21 protein-coding genes are annotated in these 17,356 nt (G+C 54.7%); all 21 read left to right on the top strand.

Features of this window, described 5'->3' with window-relative positions:
* Window positions 1-113 precede the first annotated feature (113 nt).
* The 21 genes from EGM51_10660 to EGM51_10560 all read left to right on the top strand — a co-directional run bounded on the left by EGM51_10660 (window position 114) and on the right by EGM51_10560 (window position 17,207).
* Window positions 114-1,406 carry a hypothetical protein gene (locus EGM51_10660; GenBank protein QBG47830.1) on the top strand — a complete coding sequence of 431 codons (1,293 nt, stop codon included), beginning with the start codon at window positions 114-116 and terminating at the stop codon, window positions 1,404-1,406.
* A gap of 24 nt (window positions 1,407-1,430) precedes the next feature.
* Window positions 1,431-1,817 carry a hypothetical protein gene (locus EGM51_10655; GenBank protein QBG47829.1) on the top strand — a complete coding sequence of 129 codons (387 nt, stop codon included), beginning with the start codon at window positions 1,431-1,433 and terminating at the stop codon, window positions 1,815-1,817.
* A 25-nt stretch (window positions 1,818-1,842) separates the two neighbouring features.
* Window positions 1,843-2,811: a hypothetical protein gene (locus EGM51_10650; GenBank protein ID QBG47828.1), complete on the top strand. Its 969-nt coding sequence runs from the start codon at window positions 1,843-1,845 to the stop codon at window positions 2,809-2,811.
* 60 nt (window positions 2,812-2,871) lie between these two features.
* A complete protein-coding gene (locus EGM51_10645) occupies window positions 2,872-3,294 on the top strand; it encodes a hypothetical protein (protein ID QBG47827.1) in 423 nt (140 codons plus the stop codon).
* Between the two features lies 1 nt (window position 3,295).
* Window positions 3,296-3,583 carry a hypothetical protein gene (locus tag EGM51_10640; protein QBG47826.1) on the top strand — a complete coding sequence of 96 codons (288 nt, stop codon included), beginning with the start codon at window positions 3,296-3,298 and terminating at the stop codon, window positions 3,581-3,583.
* A complete protein-coding gene (locus EGM51_10635; GenBank protein QBG47825.1) occupies window positions 3,570-4,019 on the top strand; it encodes a hypothetical protein in 450 nt (149 codons plus the stop codon). The genes EGM51_10640 and EGM51_10635 overlap by 14 nt, the downstream gene beginning before the upstream one ends.
* Before the next feature lie 14 nt (window positions 4,020-4,033).
* Window positions 4,034-4,972: a hypothetical protein gene (locus tag EGM51_10630; GenBank protein ID QBG47824.1), complete on the top strand. Its 939-nt coding sequence runs from the start codon at window positions 4,034-4,036 to the stop codon at window positions 4,970-4,972.
* Between the two features lie 5 nt (window positions 4,973-4,977).
* Entirely contained in the window at window positions 4,978-5,469 is a 492-nt protein-coding gene (locus tag EGM51_10625; protein QBG47823.1) for a hypothetical protein, read from the top strand.
* A complete protein-coding gene (locus tag EGM51_10620; protein QBG47822.1) occupies window positions 5,466-6,158 on the top strand; it encodes a hypothetical protein in 693 nt (230 codons plus the stop codon). The genes EGM51_10625 and EGM51_10620 overlap by 4 nt, the downstream gene beginning before the upstream one ends.
* The gene (locus tag EGM51_10615; protein QBG47821.1) at window positions 6,155-6,904 is read left to right on the top strand and encodes a hypothetical protein; all 750 of its coding nucleotides are present in this window, start codon (window positions 6,155-6,157) and stop codon (window positions 6,902-6,904) included. The genes EGM51_10620 and EGM51_10615 overlap by 4 nt, the downstream gene beginning before the upstream one ends.
* Window positions 6,813-7,523 carry a hypothetical protein gene (locus EGM51_10610; GenBank protein ID QBG47820.1) on the top strand — a complete coding sequence of 237 codons (711 nt, stop codon included), beginning with the start codon at window positions 6,813-6,815 and terminating at the stop codon, window positions 7,521-7,523. The genes EGM51_10615 and EGM51_10610 overlap by 92 nt, the downstream gene beginning before the upstream one ends.
* On the top strand, window positions 7,516-9,477 hold the full coding sequence (locus EGM51_10605; protein ID QBG47819.1) for a hypothetical protein: 1,962 nt from the start codon (window positions 7,516-7,518) through the stop codon (window positions 9,475-9,477). Before EGM51_10610 ends, EGM51_10605 begins: the two co-directional genes overlap by 8 nt.
* Window positions 9,478-9,487: 10 nt before the next feature.
* A complete protein-coding gene (locus tag EGM51_10600) occupies window positions 9,488-9,991 on the top strand; it encodes a hypothetical protein (protein QBG47818.1) in 504 nt (167 codons plus the stop codon).
* Entirely contained in the window at window positions 9,988-10,791 is an 804-nt protein-coding gene (locus tag EGM51_10595; GenBank protein ID QBG47817.1) for a hypothetical protein, read from the top strand. The genes EGM51_10600 and EGM51_10595 overlap by 4 nt, the downstream gene beginning before the upstream one ends.
* The gene (locus EGM51_10590; GenBank protein ID QBG47816.1) at window positions 10,788-11,576 is read left to right on the top strand and encodes a hypothetical protein; all 789 of its coding nucleotides are present in this window, start codon (window positions 10,788-10,790) and stop codon (window positions 11,574-11,576) included. Before EGM51_10595 ends, EGM51_10590 begins: the two co-directional genes overlap by 4 nt.
* Window positions 11,577-11,619: 43 nt before the next feature.
* Complete coding sequence (locus EGM51_10585; protein ID QBG47815.1) at window positions 11,620-11,871, top strand: hypothetical protein; 252 nt, start codon at window positions 11,620-11,622, stop codon at window positions 11,869-11,871.
* Between the two features lie 156 nt (window positions 11,872-12,027).
* The gene (locus tag EGM51_10580; GenBank protein QBG47814.1) at window positions 12,028-12,621 is read left to right on the top strand and encodes a hypothetical protein; all 594 of its coding nucleotides are present in this window, start codon (window positions 12,028-12,030) and stop codon (window positions 12,619-12,621) included.
* Complete coding sequence (locus EGM51_10575; GenBank protein ID QBG47813.1) at window positions 12,621-13,436, top strand: hypothetical protein; 816 nt, start codon at window positions 12,621-12,623, stop codon at window positions 13,434-13,436. Before EGM51_10580 ends, EGM51_10575 begins: the two co-directional genes overlap by 1 nt.
* Window positions 13,433-13,987, top strand: coding sequence for a hypothetical protein (locus EGM51_10570; protein QBG47812.1), 555 nt, complete (start codon window positions 13,433-13,435; stop codon window positions 13,985-13,987). Before EGM51_10575 ends, EGM51_10570 begins: the two co-directional genes overlap by 4 nt.
* Complete coding sequence (locus tag EGM51_10565; GenBank protein QBG47811.1) at window positions 13,987-15,636, top strand: hypothetical protein; 1,650 nt, start codon at window positions 13,987-13,989, stop codon at window positions 15,634-15,636. The genes EGM51_10570 and EGM51_10565 overlap by 1 nt, the downstream gene beginning before the upstream one ends.
* Window positions 15,633-17,207, top strand: coding sequence for a hypothetical protein (locus tag EGM51_10560; GenBank protein QBG47810.1), 1,575 nt, complete (start codon window positions 15,633-15,635; stop codon window positions 17,205-17,207). The genes EGM51_10565 and EGM51_10560 overlap by 4 nt, the downstream gene beginning before the upstream one ends.
* Window positions 17,208-17,356: the final 149 nt, after the last annotated feature.

Raw genomic sequence — 17,356 nt, 5'->3', positions numbered from 1 at the left:
GGCAAATGCACCTTATTGCTCGCCGGTGATTTGTTTCGAGCTTTGCAACACGGTTCCGGTGATTTGCAGGCGCATTTATAACGTCGCCGCAAGTTCTATCGGGAAGATCAGTGATGCTGTGCGGAAATCGCATCATCTTTTATCCGAACCGAGCAAACCGCAACCGTACATCGATATTCATTTTCTGGAGAATGAGCGGCATGAAAGAACATCTTAGATTTATAGGCCTGAGCAACGAACTGACTGCCGCCGACCGGCCGCTGGTGATCCCTTATGGCTCATACCCACACAAGGTCGGCAGAGTGACGCAGCTGATCAACTCCAAGACCGCCGCCATGATGGTTGATGAATTCATGACAGCATCGGTTAAAGACGGATTTCGCGGCCTGCCCGTATATATAGGTCATCCGGATGTGAAAAGTTTCCGTGACAAGTATCAGGATCATCGAGCCTACGGATGGGTCGTCGATATGATCGCCAACGATGCCGACCGGAAGCTGGAACTGACGGTCGAATGGAACGAGCCGGGCCGGCAACTGCTGACCAACGAACACTTCGCTTATTTTTCGCCGAACTGGCTGGCCGTAAAAGGCGGCGCAGGCGAAGCACTGCCGTTTAAAATGATCAGCGTCGGGCTGACCCATACCCCGATGATCGAATATTTAGCGCTGGCCTGCGAAGACGGCGGCGATGATCAGGAAATCATTAACCAAGGAGACAGCATGAATAAGCTGCTTGAGCGTTTGAAAGCGCTGCTGCCCGAAAAGGTGCAGGAAAATGTGAAAACGGAAGACGAGCTTGTCTCTATCTTCCAGAAGATGCTGGAGGGGCTTAAGGCGCTACGCGACTCCCAGCAGGAGCGATGGAAGGCGGAAGACGCCGCCTATATGGCACTGGAAAATGAAGATCCGGTAGCCGGGTTGGCCGCATACCTCGGAGTTCTGGCCGAAGCCAATGCGGCAGAGCTGCAGCTGGCCAACGAGACGGTGCCCGAGTCAGCAACGGCAACCATTGAGCAGCTGAGTGCTGAGATGGAGCTGGCGAACGAAGCTCTGGCCGCACGGGAATCCCGGCTGAAGAATGTGCTGCTTGATGTGGCACTGGCCGACGGACGAATTACACCGGCCACTCGCGGGAAGTGGGAAAGTCGGTTTGCCGCCGAAGATGCCGATTTCGAAGCGCTGGCCAATGAACTCGATTCCATCGACCCGATCATGAAGACCGGGTCGGTGACTAAAGGCAAGCGGCCGGAAAGCAACATCGCGGCCACGCACGCTGATCTGCGCCGTGCGGCCACGCAGCTGGCCAATGAGAAGTCAATGAGCTACGAGACCGCCTATGCCTCGCTCAAGAGTACCGACGAATTTGCGCACCTGTTCCCGGCGGAACAGGCCGACGCGCAGTAAATGAACCTAAATTAGGAGATAATTATGTACCAAGGTTCCATGACCAAGATCGCAGATGCTGCGCTGTCGACACAGCATTTGCTCGTTAAATTCGGCAGCGATGCCGATCACATTGCGGTGGCCGGAGCGTCTGACGCACCGATCGGCACCTGTGCCGATACCCCCGCAGCGGATGATTCCGCAGCCGTGCATCTTCTTGGGTCCTTCCCCGGCTCCATCACCATGGTAGCTTCGGAGACGATCGAAGCCGGCGAGCGCGTATTCGCCGCCGCAGGCGGCGAGGTGTCCACCCTGCCGGAGGCCAATGGCGATTATTTCTGCGTAGGCGTTGCGCTCACCGGAGGTGGCGACGGCGATGAGATCGAGGTTGATTCGTGCGTCCCGTTCACCGTCACCGTGTCCGGTTCCTAACCATAACATTTAAGGAGATAGAAATATGAAATCACTCGAACACGCAGTTGCCCCCGCATCGCAGGCCGGTCAGTCCGGCGTGCTTGCGCTGGCCAATGAAAACCGCCTGGAAGGATCTACCTACAGTGAGGCGGTCACTGAATTCGTGGTCGGCGTACTTGGTTCCGATCTGATGCCGCTGCAGACCGAGCTGGATATGCTGGCTCCGCCGGTGCGTACAGCTCGGCGCTTTGAATACATGACATCGCCGGCCGGGCTGTCTTTCCTTGCCGACCAGGACGACGAACGCGCTATCGGCGCCGACTTCCGCAAGCTCGATGCTCGTGGCACGACGGTGAGTGCCAAGACCGCAAACCGAGGTCTGAGCTATACGCTGGACCGCGATGAGATGGTTGACGGCTCGCTCGAGCAGACCGCCAAGTGGCTGACCGCCATTCTGCTGCGCAACGATCTGCTGCGCGTCAATGCGGTGCTTGCTGCCGCCGCAACGAATACCAATGTGACATTCTCCAGCTCGACTGATCCTGACGGTCTGATTGAGACCGGTCTTCTCGCGGCGCACGGAGCACGCGGTATCTATCCGAACATTGTGGTTTCCGGCATGACAGCGTGGGCCTACCGGAAAGCCGCCTATCGCGCATCTACCAAAGCGGGATCGCTCTCGCTGGCCGCAATGACTCCGTCTGATGTGGCAGGTGTGCTTGGGGTGGATAAATTCCATGTGTCCAAGACCGTCACCAAGCCGACGAAGTCCGGCAGCAAGACGGCCTTCATGAGCAATCTCATCTATGCGTACTATACGGATGATGTGGTCTCAAAGGACGATGCCTCTAACATCAAACGCTTCTGGACGCCCTGCGACGGCGGCGAGCAGTTCCGCGTTTATGTGGACGATTCCAAGGCCAAGACGGTTGAGGTGGTGGTTGAGCAGTATTCAACCATTGCCGCGACAGACACAACCGGCATTCGGAAATTCACAGTTTCGGACAGCTGATGACCACAGCGCAGCCCGATCTGATGCGGGCTGCGCTTAACCCTCAACATCAGGCAAATCATGTGGCGAGCAATTACAGAAGATGATCTGCTGCAGAAAATGACCGAGGCAGAGCTTAGCGCGGTCAGCAATGTGGTCTATGACGTCATGACCACCGTTACCGATATGGTGCGCGGTTATGTGGCCAGCTCCGGCGCGGAGATGGATGAGGATCCGACGACCATTCCCGACCGTCTCATCGGTTCGGCCTGCGCGATCATCCTGGTTGATGCGTACATCTCGCTTGGCGGCACGCTTGTTGACCCCAAAGGGCATCGCAAGGATGCCAAAGACGAAGCCCTGCAGCGGTTGCGCGATGTGGCGGCCGGAAAGTTTTCGGTCGATGATCCGGTGACCGGTGTCGAGCAGTCGGTTGATGGCGGGGTGTCGGTTGTCGGCCGTCGATCGCCGCGCGTAACTCGCGATACGATGAGAGGACTCTGATATGGAAAATCTGCAGGAAAATATCCGTACCGAACCATTGACGGATGAGCGCATCAGCGAAGAGCTTGAACGGGCCGGTTATCTACTGATTAAAGCCGCTGTTCGCAAGGACGGAACCGTTAAACTGCTGCTTAAACCGGCCGGGCTGAAATCCGACGACGGCGAATTCCGTGCCGCTGAGGTGTGCTCTGCACTCGGCTTGCAGGCGGACTGCAGAATCTTTCCCTGTGTGCCTGCAGATCTGCTGGTGCTGACGGTCATGCTGGAGGCTGCTGATGAGGGGGAATGAATTAACCACACTGCAGGGGGCGGTGGTTGAACGCCTTAAAGGTGATCCCCTGCTGAGCCGGGTGGAGATCATTGCCGAGGATGAACAGGATCTGAGCAATCGTATCGAGATCGCCATGGCGAAGCTTGGCGCATGTATGGTGGTCGGTGTGGCGACGGCGGCCGTAAATAATCCGAACCTTCCAGGCCCGCAGTTTGACGGGCTTACCTTTGTGGTGAGCGTTGCGGAAAACGTGATGCTTAACCGAACGCCGGGAAGCAGTCAACTTGATGCGCTGTCGCTGGCCATGCAGGCACATCGCCGGTTGCACCATTGGCGGCCTGTTGATACCGGATTTTCGAACTATACGATCTACTCTGCCAGGAATGCCATTGAGCCCGGTAACTCGGAAGACCTTCTTACTTTTGATGCCAATTTTAAATTAGGAACCACCTAATACAGGAGACAGCGATGCTTGACAGCAGAACAGATATTATCACAGGCCCGGCCGTAATTAAAAAGGGGTCAACAATCCTTTACACCGAAGAGAATGTAGTCGTTACCGCAGAGGTGGCCACCGTTGAGGGCCGGAACTCGGTGATGGGAAAATATGATGAGTTTCAATCGAGTGTGTTGCACACCGTATCTTTTAAGCCTGCTCCGATGGCCACGCAGGCCTATTTCGACGTCCTCTTCCCATATCACACGCCGGTGCTTGGATCCTCGATCTACGGCGCAACGCCTGACGACATTGTGGTCTGGTCTGTTGACGGGAAGGAGTACACCTATAAACACGGCGCACTGACCCAGATGCCGGGGCTGGCCTTCGGGGCCGACCTCCCGCTTTATGACGGAGAGGCGGTGTTTACCTGTCTGGGTGACTGCACCGAAGCATGGTCGGGAACCGATCACTTTTCCGCTGTGCAGTCAAAGGTATTTACTGATACGAGCTTTGATCGGACCAAAGATCTTCGTCTTCATTATGCAGCGGCATGGGGAGAATCTGCGCCGTGGGATGATATCGAAACCGAAGGCGGTGTGGTCGTGTCGTTCAATCTGGAGCTTGCCGACAAGATGAACGATGCCTACGGCATTGCCGACAAGAAGATCACCGGCCTGAGCGTTACGGCCACCTTTGTTCCGCAGGGAATTACTCCGGAACAGGTGCTTACCGCTCTCGGAGTTCAGGGAATCGGCGCACGGCGCGGCCGCAGCATGTACGGCCTGGCGAAGGATCTGGTGCTGGCCGGTGAGCAGGCCGGCGATCCTACCTTTACGCTCAGCAAGGCAGTGATCAGCAACAACGTCTCAAATTTCGGTGCGGAGTCTAACCGCGTTGGCGAACTCTCGCTCGTTAGCCTTAACGGGATGAACTCACAGGTATTCAGCCTCGGATTGATCGAGGAGTAACGGCGTTGAAGATCTGGACAAACAACGGCGAAGAAGAGGTGGTTCTCTGCGATCACGGTCGCGGCGGCCCATCAAACTTCGTTCCGCAGGTGGTGCGGAACAAGGATGTGCTGACGTTTGTGCAGGGAGAATTTGCCAAACCTAAGGCGCGCGGCAATACCTACCGCACCTGGACGTTTACGATCCAGACAGAGCATGACTCTCAGAAAGATGCTGAGCAGTATCTGATCGAGCTGCACACGCTGGTTCCGTTGCAGGCTGATGTTGATGTGGAGCTGTCTGACGGAGAAACCCGATACCTTCTTCCCGAATGCGTCATTGAATTCTCCGCATCAGCCCCTGTCGGTGTGCTTACCACGGTTGCCTGGACACTCACCTTCGGCGGAATTAAGCCGATTCCTGCGCAGACCGTGCTTGCTGACGAGGATGGAGTGACCATCAGCTTCGGCGGGGAGCAATGGGTGTCGACGGAAGGAGTCTCAGGAGAGCTGATATGATGAGGAAACTATTGATTTTGATGGTGGTCTTGTTGTGCCGGGTACAGGCACAGGAAGTGTCGGGGACAACGAATGTTAATTTCGATTTCAGCCCCGATGATGTTAACCCGTCGCTTAACTGGCTGCTGCAGAACAGCAACAGTGTGAGCCGGACCGATGCGCTCTATGCTATGATTGACGGAAGCCTTACCGGATTGAGCGAGACGGCTTACAGTGATGATTATGTTGCCCTCGCTCTTGATTCCGCCGCCCGCAATACGAACACGGCAGCTCGTGCGGCGGCTCTGACGAATTATACAGATAACGTTTCCGCAACAAATATATATTCGGTCATCTACCCGAATGCGGTGATCAGCTCGGCGGTTATCAGTACCAATTCCGCTCACTGGATGAGATATGATTTGAGCAGTTATGTAGGCACGAATAATTCTGCCATTGTGCTTGTTCAGCTTAAGCCGCTCGATACGCCTGATGTGGGTACGTTCCGTGTGTCGCCGGTCTTAGAGACTAACTCACCGATCTGGTACGACGGAATCGCGGTGTCTTCCGGCGTTGAGGTTGGAGGTAATTACCGACTTCTCGGGTTTACCGGAGAGGACGGCTGGCTGTGGGTTAATTACAGGAATGCTGATCCTGATCGCGTGGAGTTCAGGCTTCTTGCGGCGGTCATAAATAAAGGAGATGAATGATGCGATTCTTTTGGTTGATGCTGTTGTGCTGCGCCTCCTCTTCTCTTTCGTTGGGGGCGGTGACAAACCTTAATTACAGTGCAGCGGATATTCTTTCCGCGCTGCAGACCGGGATGGCTGTGTCGAATGCGCCTGAGCGGCTGACTAAGTTGGAGGTGTTCATGTCTGATACCGACGGAGCGTCAAACATCCTATATGACACAGAGCAGATTGACTCAGCGCTCAACAATCTGCTTGTCAATGCCGATGCGCCTGAGCGGCTTGATGCTATTGATGATGATCTTGCGCAGAGTGCGGTGGGGTCGGCCGGTGTGTTCTCGTTGATCTCATCGTCAGATGTGCTGGTCAGTAGCAATGAGTACGCATATCAGTCTATTGATTTGAGCTCAGTTGTCGGATCGAATAAAGCATTTGTGCTGCTTGAGTACGAACCGGTTGCGCGCGGCCCTTTCTCCTACAGCTATCTGTCGGCCCGCACGCCGGGGACTGTCGGTGCTGTTTATGGCGGAATTTCCGAGACCACGCTATGGACAGATGATGGCGGAAGTTATCCCTATATCATATCGGCAATAACTGACACAAACGGTGTAATCGAAGTGTCTGATCGATGGGGAACCGGAAACATACGGGTTATTGGGTTTATCGGGAGGGGGAATGATGAGGCCTTTAATAATTACATTGCTGCTGCAGGTCGCTTTTGGGTCGAATGCGGCGGTGGAGACGGTTCTGACGCCGGCGGAAATTAACATCGCGCTGGGTATTGGTTTGGATAATTCAAACACGGTTGATCGGCTTGATGTGCTGGAGAGTTGGTCGGGAAGTCTTGGATCGAGCGGCTGGACGCTCGCCGATCTGAATGCTGCATTAGAGACTGGGATTGCGCTTTCGAATGCTCAGAGTCAGATTTCGGCCGTCGAGGATCTCGATGTTGAGGCCGGGATTGTGTCTTTCCCGGATGTATCGTTTGATCTGGGGTTATGTACGGTCGGAACGCCGAAAACAATTGATTTCAGTTCCGTGGTCGGCGAGCGCCGGTGTCTGGTGGTTGTACGGTTCGATGTCACGCCGTATGGATATTCGGCGGGTACTGAACGATACTACACCTTTAAGATGTCGCCGGGTTATTTCATCCCGGCTTATGTGTCGGATATTATAACCATTCAGGAGGAACGTGCATTTTCACACCCTGCGCGCGGTCCAGGGGTGGCGTATCGGAAGGTTAAGCCGGCCGCCGCTGCACAGTTCGTGCTCTGTGAGCGTACGGATTCGAAGGGCCGAGTGGTATTTGAGACCTTTGAGTCGGCAGAGAAGGTTACCGCCACGCTGGATATGGTCGTTTATCAGGGGTCTGTTGGTTATGAATGATATGAGAACGGTGAGCAGGTTAATGATTTGCATGGTGCTTGCAGCGAGTGCTGCAGCATGGTCTGCCAATCGTCCGATCGATGTTAAATGGGATGTTCGAAACGGACCGAACCGGCGGCTGCCGATGCAGTGGTTCGCTGGAGAGTCGGTGCAGATTGATCTTCGGCCGGTCATCGGTCGGGATGCATTTGATCTGGACGGATCGAGTGTTATTTTCGAGGTGACCGACTGGAGCGGCACCAATGCCTATCTGTCGGCCACCGGGACGGTTAGCGGGACCACAGCCAGCTGGAGGCTGAGCCCGGAACAGGCCAACCTGCCTGAGGGTACCTATAACGCCTATGCGTTGGCGGTATCAGGCGGGAGTCAGACCGTGCTGGCCTGGATTAATGCCGATGTTCGATGGTCGCCGTCGTCCGACGGTTTGGATCTTGTTGATCCATGGCAGATTATACTGTCGACTGAGGTTCCGGGAGCGATTGCTGATAATGCGGCGAGGATCGATCTGCTGAGCTCGAAAGTTGCCGAGCTTGAGGATGGAGGTGCTGATTCCAGCGGGTATCCGATGGAATGGTGGTTTGAACCGACGGTCGGCGGGCTGGCGCGGATGGCGCAGACGGTTACGCCGGAAACGACGATTACGAACAATGCTGACGTTATTACGTATTATGCGGAGCTGACGCCTCTTGCATATACATCGGGTTATGATGTTGTTGTCGGCGATGCGCCGGAGACGGTGCGGTTTTATTCGCTTGATGGTTATTTCGACGTTAACGAGACGAACGGCTATGCGGTGAGTGTGGTGGATGGCGTCGGGAAGATAGCGCTGGTGTCTGACAGTCTGACGCGGACGCAGACGCTGACGGCGGCGGCAACTGCGATTGGTGATGAAGGGTATGTCGAGGTGCTGAGCAATCACACCTACATTGCCGGGTCGGTGAAGGAGTACGTTAATACGAACATGGCCGCCATGATTGCCGGTTTTGACGGTACGGATGATTCCGTGCTCGAGGTATTCTCTCTGCAGGATCACGCGAATACCAATTATGTTCGCAACACGAACTGCTGGGCGTATGGACAGATGGACCTTACCGGCCTGAGCCCGTGGAATGAGATCGGCGATGGATCGCTGGCGAATAAGTATGGGGTGCCGAGCGGTCAGTTCCGCGCTCTGACGGCGATAACACCGCAGACAGTGATTGGATCGGCACACTATTATCCGAGTCAGGACAGTAGCTGGTGGTCTGATACTAATAAAGTGTATGGCGATTTCGAGATACGTTTCGTCGATAATGATAACGATGTGGTTATCAGGCGCTGTGTGGATCATCTGGTGATCACCAATGCGGATTGGTCGGTTACCAATATGATGGCGGCATATCAGATTGATCCAGAAACGTGGCATTTTGTTCCGACAAATCTAAGTCCTGATTACATTGTATTCCATTTGGACTCCCCGTTGCCGGACTCGATCACGCCGGTTAAGCGTCTGCCGGAAGACTGGCTTGATTATATTCCGTATGATCAGGGGTTTACAAATTTACTTAATAACAAGAGGTATCAGGTGAATTATCCGATGGTCATTACCGATCATCTAGAGCGCCTGAGCATTGTTGAGAGTTATTATATCGGGCTTTATGGTCGCAGTTATAATTCCGACTATCCGAATTACAGTGAGCCGCATCTTTTCAATCCTCCTGGAGGGTTCTATTTCCAGCGCAGGGATACGTATGTTGATTTCTATCGGGCAAAGATTGTCGGTGATTCAAGCAGTCCGACGCTGATAAAGATCGGCGATGATTTGGCGCTGACGGCTACGGCCACGTTTGCCGGAGCAGGTGCTCCATGGAGTTCGGCCGTGTGGCACTATGATGCGATTATGGCCGGAGCGCGGGCCATTGGCGACACCAACGAGTGGGAAACGGTTGATCTGAGCGGATTCACGGAGTTCTGAGGAGATGGGTATGTTTAATCGATTTGATTTGATCGGCGTCGGCAGAGTGGTTCCCTCGCGCCGGAATGGGTCCGGCGGAGGTAGGTTGATAATTATGAGCGATTACCCCATTCCAGCTCTGCTGGCGTCGATCATGTTATTTGCCGTGTCTGCCTCTGCGCTGCAGGTGCAGTATGTGACAAAAGATATGCTTGATCACATGGCGGTTCCCGCTACCGGCACCGTCTATGCGGTAACCGGCGATGCGTCCGTACCGATCGCTGTTAGCGATGGGGAGCGGCTTGTCCGTGCGCTGGGAACAGACGGCGGTGTTCCGCGTGTTGAAACGGTTGATATGAGTCCGGATGCTGACTGGCTGGGCTGGTCGGTCTATGGTGATGTTGAGCTGCTGACAAACGGCGCGATTGCGTTGCAGGGGGCGGGCGCGTGGCTGGAGTCGCCACCGCTGACTGCCGGGATAAACAGCTATGATCTGACAGGAATTGATCATGATGGGGTAATCAGTGGTCGGTGACGGTCTATACCAACTCCACGCAAACGCCGGTTGATCTTCCCTATTTCGGCACCGATGCCAGGCTTCGGATTGCGCGCAGCGGTTTTTTTTCGGTGCCCGGTTTTGACTGGGAGGATGAAATCCGCATCCCGACCAATATAGTGATTACCGGTTTCGAAAATCCGGAACTGCTGTCGGGCGGGTATTATGTCCCCAACAACTATATCGTATCTCCGCCGACCTATTCGCTGCATGCGGCGCGCCTTGATACCGTGCGGGAATATTACACCAATGCGACGGAATACGCGGTGACCAGGATTGAGGATTACGGCAATGATGCCGCCAAGGTCGTGCGCGGATCGATCGTGCAGCTGGGGAACAACTGGCATTTTGAGACGGCGCAGACGACCAACAGCAGCAGCGCAACCATCAACTTCGGCGGCTTTGATATGATCGGTCTTGACATTGAGGTGGCGGCGCATGAGGTGCAGATCGATGCTGCGTCATCCACAAATATCGTGATGTCCGTCAGCACCAACGGGGTGAGCTATCGCCCCGAGATTGAGTGGTGCGCGGCGGACGGTCATTTAGAGTGGCGGCCGGTGACGGTGATTGATGAGGACTGGCCGACGGCATCATCTAATCGTTATTCGATTACGATAGAGCCGCCGGACGCGGAAACGGCATTTTTCCGTTGCCTGAGTGTTACGAGCCGGGATGTCACGATTAACGGTTACTCATTTGACGGTGATACGGTCACCTGGCCGTCGGGCATGTCGATTACCGCCACAAACGGCGTATGGGAGTTCTACACGCCATGATGATTCGCTTGCTGATTATTCTTTTCATGGCCTGCAGCGCCTTTGCGGATACGCTGCAGATGCGTATTTCCACCAACGGGGTTGAGACGTTCAGCGGATTCAGCGATCCGTTCACCAATGCCGCGTGTGTTGCGACGTTCGCCGGCTATGATGCGGCCGTTCAGAGTGATGGGTCGGGGCAGTATGTTGAGCTTGGTTTTAAAAAAGAGTGGACGACGATTGAATTTGATATGGTATGTGATCCGGCCATGTTTGATGGCATCAACAGATATCTAACATCTGCTGGCTCCTCTGATCGTATAGTTGCCGATGCTGTCGGTAGAGTATTTATACAGCGTAATGGTGTGTCCGGGGAATTGTCTAATAATATTTATTTCACCGCAGGACGACACGTATATCGCATAGAGGTAGACGGAACTTCCGTGAGGTTTTACCGAGACAGCACGTTAGTCGAGACTATAATCAATGGTTCTTTTAATACATCTAACCTCAACAGGTTGCGTGTCCTATTTGGCAATGATTTTTCTAGTAGCTGGCAATCGTTTGTTGGTGTAATTTACAGCATCACGATAGACGACAGTGTTGTACTAATCCCCACCGCCAACGGCGGCTTCTATGACCGCGTAAGTGCGAACCTGTTTTTTAATGCCGGGTCAGGCAGTTTGAGTACGGTTTGGGGGAGTCCGAATGAGTCGTTTTATGTCAATCACTTTTGCGGTCGCCGCAGCAGGTTTTTTCTCCTCTCTTTCATGCATCCTCCCGGCGGCGGCCGCAAATCAATCTGAGCCGGAGATTACGATTATTCCGCAAGTAGTCGTTGAGATTAAGGTGGATAAGAGCCTGCACCCCTGGCACGTCGAACAATGCACCAACCTGACTTCCAACGACTGGAAGGTTTTCGGCGCGGCGAGCAACCGGTCGGAAAGCGTATTGATTTATCTGCCGGAGGTAAAAGACGCCGAGTTTTTCCGCATAAAATACACCGCCACAAAGCCGCTGATCGAAGCCACGACCAACACCCTCGCGGCCGCCACAACCAACGCGCCGCCGGCCTTACCTGGAGAAGATAATGAAAAATAAAAAAAATCTATTTTTACTTCCGCTGCTGGCGGCTCTGCTGTCCGGCTGTTCTTCAGCCCGTTTAACCGTTGAATACAAATGGAAATATTTTGATATCCCGATGACGTACAAGGCAATTGAGCTGCCGACGATCGGTTTTGAGGGGGAGTTCGATTGATGATTGCATATTTTAAAGGAAAGAGCTTGGTGTCGCGCCTGATCAAGTGGCGGACCTGGGGAGATTACTCTCACGTTGCATGGATTGTTGATCGCGATTTTTCGTTCATGCATCACGGTCGTCATTATTTCATCCCTGCCGGCACCATTTATGAGAGCTGGCATCGCAAGGCTAAGGGCGCATCGCGGCGAGGCGTTCGCAAGGGGGTTGCAGGTGATCTGCACACGCCGGGTACGGAGGTCGATTTAGAGGCCATTCCGTTGTCTGACGCCAAATACATTGAACTCATTCTTTACTTTGAACGCAAGGCGGCTGATCCAAAGGCGAAGTACGGTTTTCGCGGCGTTATCTCTGGATTTACCCTGCGGGCCGATCATGCGCACGGGCGGGATTCTGTATTCTGCTCTCAGCTGATAATGCAGGGGTTCAGGCAGATCGGCTATCTGTTCCTAAAGAATATCATGCCTTACCAGACAAGTCCTGTTGATATGAGTCATTCTCCTGTGCAGATGTCGGCGGGAAAATGGAAGACGGGAACGCCATGGGTCCGCAACGGCAGGCCGGTCATCCAGCTTAAAGAGGGACTGCGCTGATGATCTTTGATAAGCCAATTCCTTTTGCGGAAGCACTTGAGTATCGGGCCGCGCAGCGGGTGCTGCCGACCTCGGCAGGATCGGCTGAACTTGCGTCGTTAGGGGCTGATATTCGTGAAAGAGCGTTGTTTTCGGCGCGCACAACGAACGCCGGCTATCTGGCGAAGATGGACCGAATGCTGTCGGATATGATCTCGCCGGCGGCGCGGAAGCAGCGCGGAGAAATGGCGGTTGATGTGGCGCAGTTCCGTTTGCAGATGCGCGATGAGCTGGCAAAACTGGGTTATGAGCCGGAGCGGCCGGGGTCGGTTCAGGATCTTGGAAGCGATGCCCGGCTTAATCTGATTGCGGACATGCAGGAAAAATTTGCGCACGGATACGGCCAGCATATGGCCGCGCAGGATCCAGACCTGCTTGACCTTTGGCCGTGTCAGGAGTTCGTTCGCACGGAAGCCCGCAATGATCCTCGCCTCGATTGGGAGCAGCGCTGGTCGGCGGCCGGCGGGTCGTTTTACGGCGGCCGGATGATTGCCCGGAAGGATGATACGGTGTGGTCAAAGCTGTCGGCCTTTGGCGTTCCTTATCCGCCGTTCGATTATAATTCCGGGATGGGCGTCCGCGATGTTCGCCGCGATGAGGCCGAACGGCTGGGCGTGATCAGGCACAGTACGGTGGTGCAGCCGGATCAGCGCAACCTTATTAATGAGGAGGTGTCGGTTGCGATGCCTTCGGGGATTTCGGAGGGGCTCAAAAAGACGTTGATGGATATGTTCAAGGTGCAGGCAGGACGAATTGTTATGGAGGCGTTGCGGTGATTAATTTTGATGTAACCGTCAAAGATTCCGCGATACCGAAGACCGAGGCGCTTCGCCGGGCGTATGAAAAAGGAACGCACCGGAAAATTATGGCGGCATCCGGCGCGAATGTGGTGAAGGCGCATTTCCTTAAACTGGAAAAGGAGCGGCATCGCGGGACTTCCCCGTTTCATTTTTACCGGCAGGCGGCGAGCTCAACCAAGGGCGAGGTGCGGGGACGTCAGGCTGTCGTAAATATCGACCATGTGGGGATCGGACTGCGCCGCTTCGGCGGAACAGTGCGTCCGCGCATTGCGAAGTATCTGACTATTCCGGTGGACCCTGCGGCGCATGGCCGCCGGGTGCGCGAATTTGGCGATAGCGCGAGTTGGGTCATCAACCGCCGCAGCGGCAAAGGGGTGGTGACGCTGGGTTCGCGCGTCCTGTACGCCGTGACGACGCAGGCGGTGCATCGCCCGGACCCGTCTGTCCTTCCGACAGATAAGGATATCCGCGAGCAGGTGGTTGATGACTTGAGAGTGTGGACAGATATGCAGGGGGATCGCGGCTAATGGCTAAAGCGTCGGAAGTGCTCATCTATATTAAGGACAAGCTGTCGATCTCCGGATTGAAGAGCTTGCCTGATGTGGTCAACAGTGTCACGCAGCGCATCAAAGGGGCGTTCAATGCGCTGGCGCTGGGTGCGGTGGCCGGGCTGACGGCGGCGTTCTGGCAGCTGACCAAATCGGTGAAGGATTTCGCGGCGCAGGAGCTGGGCGAAACCGATCTGTCTTCGGCGCTGAAGCAGATGGGGCAGGATACGGATGGGTATCGGCAGAAGCTGGTGGAGCTGGCCAATCAGTATCAGACGCTGACCAATATCGGTGATGAGGTTTGGCTTAAGACATTCGCGCAGCTGACGCGCTTCGGCGCGACGTCGGACAATATTGACCAGGTGGCCGAGGCAACAAAGAATCTTGCTGCCCTGATGGATGGCAACCTTCAGGGTGCGGCTCTGGCGATGCAGCGTGCGCTTGAGGGGGAATTCTCGATGTTCTCCCGTTACGGCATAACCCTTGATTTGACGGGCGATAAGGTTAAGGACCTGGATTCGCTCATGACCGCCCTTTCGGAAAAAGGGGGCGGTTTACTGGAGGCCCGCGCCCAGACGCTCTCAGGCCGGTTTGCGGCGCTGAAAAATGCGGTCGGCGATTTCCGCGAGGAAGTGGGCCGCACGTTGGCGGAGTCGCTGGGTCTGAAAGACGGCCTTGATGCGGTGATTGCCAAATTCGGGGAGTGGCAGGAAAGTGCCAAAACCGGGAAAATTCATGAGATCATTAAGGCTGCGGCGGAACGGGTGCGAGAGTTCGCTGAACTGATCGCGGGCATCGTCCAGGAGATAAACTCACTGCAGGATCTCAAGGTGCTGGCGGAGTCGATTGGCGACTGGCTTAAAATTAAGCTCAAAGAGGGCGGCGTTGAAGCGGCTAAGTTTATACTGTCGAAGGCTCCTTCCATCGGAGCAACTATTGGAAACGCGGTTAAGGATGCGATATTTAACAGGTCGCAGGATAACAAGGAGGCGGCCGCACGAACGAATGCGGAACTCGGAACAAGATCGGGAGGGTTCTTTTCGAGGGAATACCGCGAACGTAAAGCGGAGAACCTGGAGATCGTTCGGGCGGAACGGTTAGAGGCAGAAGGGCGAGCGTTATCGTCTACCGTTGAGTTGTCTGAGAATTCAATGCAGAGTTTTGCCGACATCTTCTATTCAAATCTGGCAAAGAGTGATCAGGCGGCGAGGGTTGATGAACTGGCGAGTATGCTGGCCAGTGGTATGAGTGCCGATGAAATTGATGCGGTGATCAGGAGTTGGGAGCTGAATCAGGAGGATTTGGCTGCACTGATGGATTCCCTCGGCGATTCAGCCGATGCCTCGGCGTCTGCGGTGGATTCGGCGGACGCATCAGCAAAGGCCGTGGAAGAGATGCAGACCGCCGCTGGAAAGACGTTGGACGCAGCGACGCAGGCAAGCGCTGCGCTGCGTACATCGATGGAACAGGTATCGGCAGACTGGCAGCAGTCGAAGCGAGTGGCGGAACGGTCGATATCTATTGGCGAACAGCAGCTTGATGCTACCGCTCAGCTATTGTCAAAGGTGCAGATGCAGGCCGATCGAATCAGCGCGCTTGAGTTTCAGATCAGGAGTCTTAAGTCATGAGTGTGCAGCTGGAGTTCTTTCGACAGGGAGATTCGTGGACGCCAATCGGTGAGCTTGAGTTCCTTTCGCTTAACCAGACGGTAACCAGTCAGGCGGCCGGTGAGCTGACGTGGTCCTACGAAACGGCGGTGGATGCCGAGTTTCGATATGACCATGGAGACATTGTTCTGCTGCGCGGTCGTGATGATGACGCAGACGACGATAGTTGGACAATGCTTTTCCGAGGACGTGTATCGGGTTCTCCTGAGCGCACCATGCAGTCAGGCCGTGCGCTTGATACTGTGACAGCGGTTGATGCCTGGGCTGATCTGTCAGTCCCTTTCCAGCGCACGGTATTCTCCGCATCAGCCTACAACAGATCTCATGTTATTCTTTTCCGGGACAGTTCCGGTGAGCGCATGACATGCGGTGATCAGGCAAAAGAAATCCTCGATTATGCGATAAGTCAGGGCGCCGATATTCAGTATATCGCATCTGATCTTGAGGCGTTAACGGTCGAGCCGCCGGCGGACGAAGTAACTGATCTAACCTGCGCAGAGGCATTGCTTAAATGCCTGCGTCTTCAGATGGATGTCTTCACCCGGTTCGATTACTCCACCTCCCCGGCAACCATAAGATTCCTCGATGCGGACTCCGAGGTCGCGCTGTCGGTTGATATGACCGAGGTGTTGACGTCCGGCGGATCTGTTACGGTGAAGCGGAATGATGATCAGGCGCTTGATGGCGTTGTTATTTATTACGAGATCGAAAACGAACTGATTGATGGCACCACACAGGAGATACAGGTAGATTCATACGGCAATACATCAGGCAAGAATGTGCTTGTCCAGACGGTCAGTGTTGAGGGTAGTTATGTGGTTAACAATGACAGCTCTATTGATCTTGTGTGCAGGAGTTGGCCGACGGATTGGGCGACGAATCTGGCGTGGGTTAAATACCTGTTCCCCGGGAACGATGACTATTTCTGCAGTATCGTTGATTCAGGTTCAGAGGGCGGCTCTCCGGCGGTGAACTACATCGAGTCCGGCTACAAGGAAGGATACGGCGTATCAGCCGTCGAGGTAACCGTCTGGTGGGACGTCGTCGAACACTGGGTGATGCATCCGTTGCTTGGGATCCCTGATTACAGAGTCGCTTGCGGCACATGGCCCTCACCGCTCAAGATAACCAAGAGAGTGTCTCGATCATTTCTGTTTACATCATCTCCGAGTGGTAATTATGAGAGCACCGAGCAGATTGTCGTTCCTGGAGAGAGTATTCCGACCGGAGTGGCCGAGGCTATCTACAAAGCACGTCACTGGCCTATTTACTCAGGAACTGTGCCGCAGGAGATAACCTCGACATCCCGACTGGCGAGCCCTCAGCACAACATCAGCCTGCACGGAGGGAAAGAAGAACTTAAGGACATGCGGGCACCCGTCCAGCAGGTGACGCGGAATTGGCTGGCCGAGATCGAGCAGATCAAATTCGGTTTCCCAGAGCAGGCCGGTGTCAGCGACTTCATCGACATGCTGCGCGCCAACCGATCAGTATCAAAACCTCTGCGAAGAACATGGAAATCGGCAACCTGACAACCACATGCAGTTCACGTGCAGAAGTGCTGCATATCTAAAATCTGGTTCAAACCGTTTCGAATCTGGTTCAAACCGTTTTCGCGAATACTGTGATTTGAGGAGGGAGGTTTTTCGGGGGCGGTCCGCCGTTGCAGGGCATCTGCGAC

It is taken from the genome of Verrucomicrobia bacterium S94, from assembly GCA_004299845.1.
GTDB lineage: Bacteria > Verrucomicrobiota > Kiritimatiellia > Kiritimatiellales > Pontiellaceae > Pontiella.
This window is presented reverse-complemented; position numbering and strand designations above follow the sequence as displayed.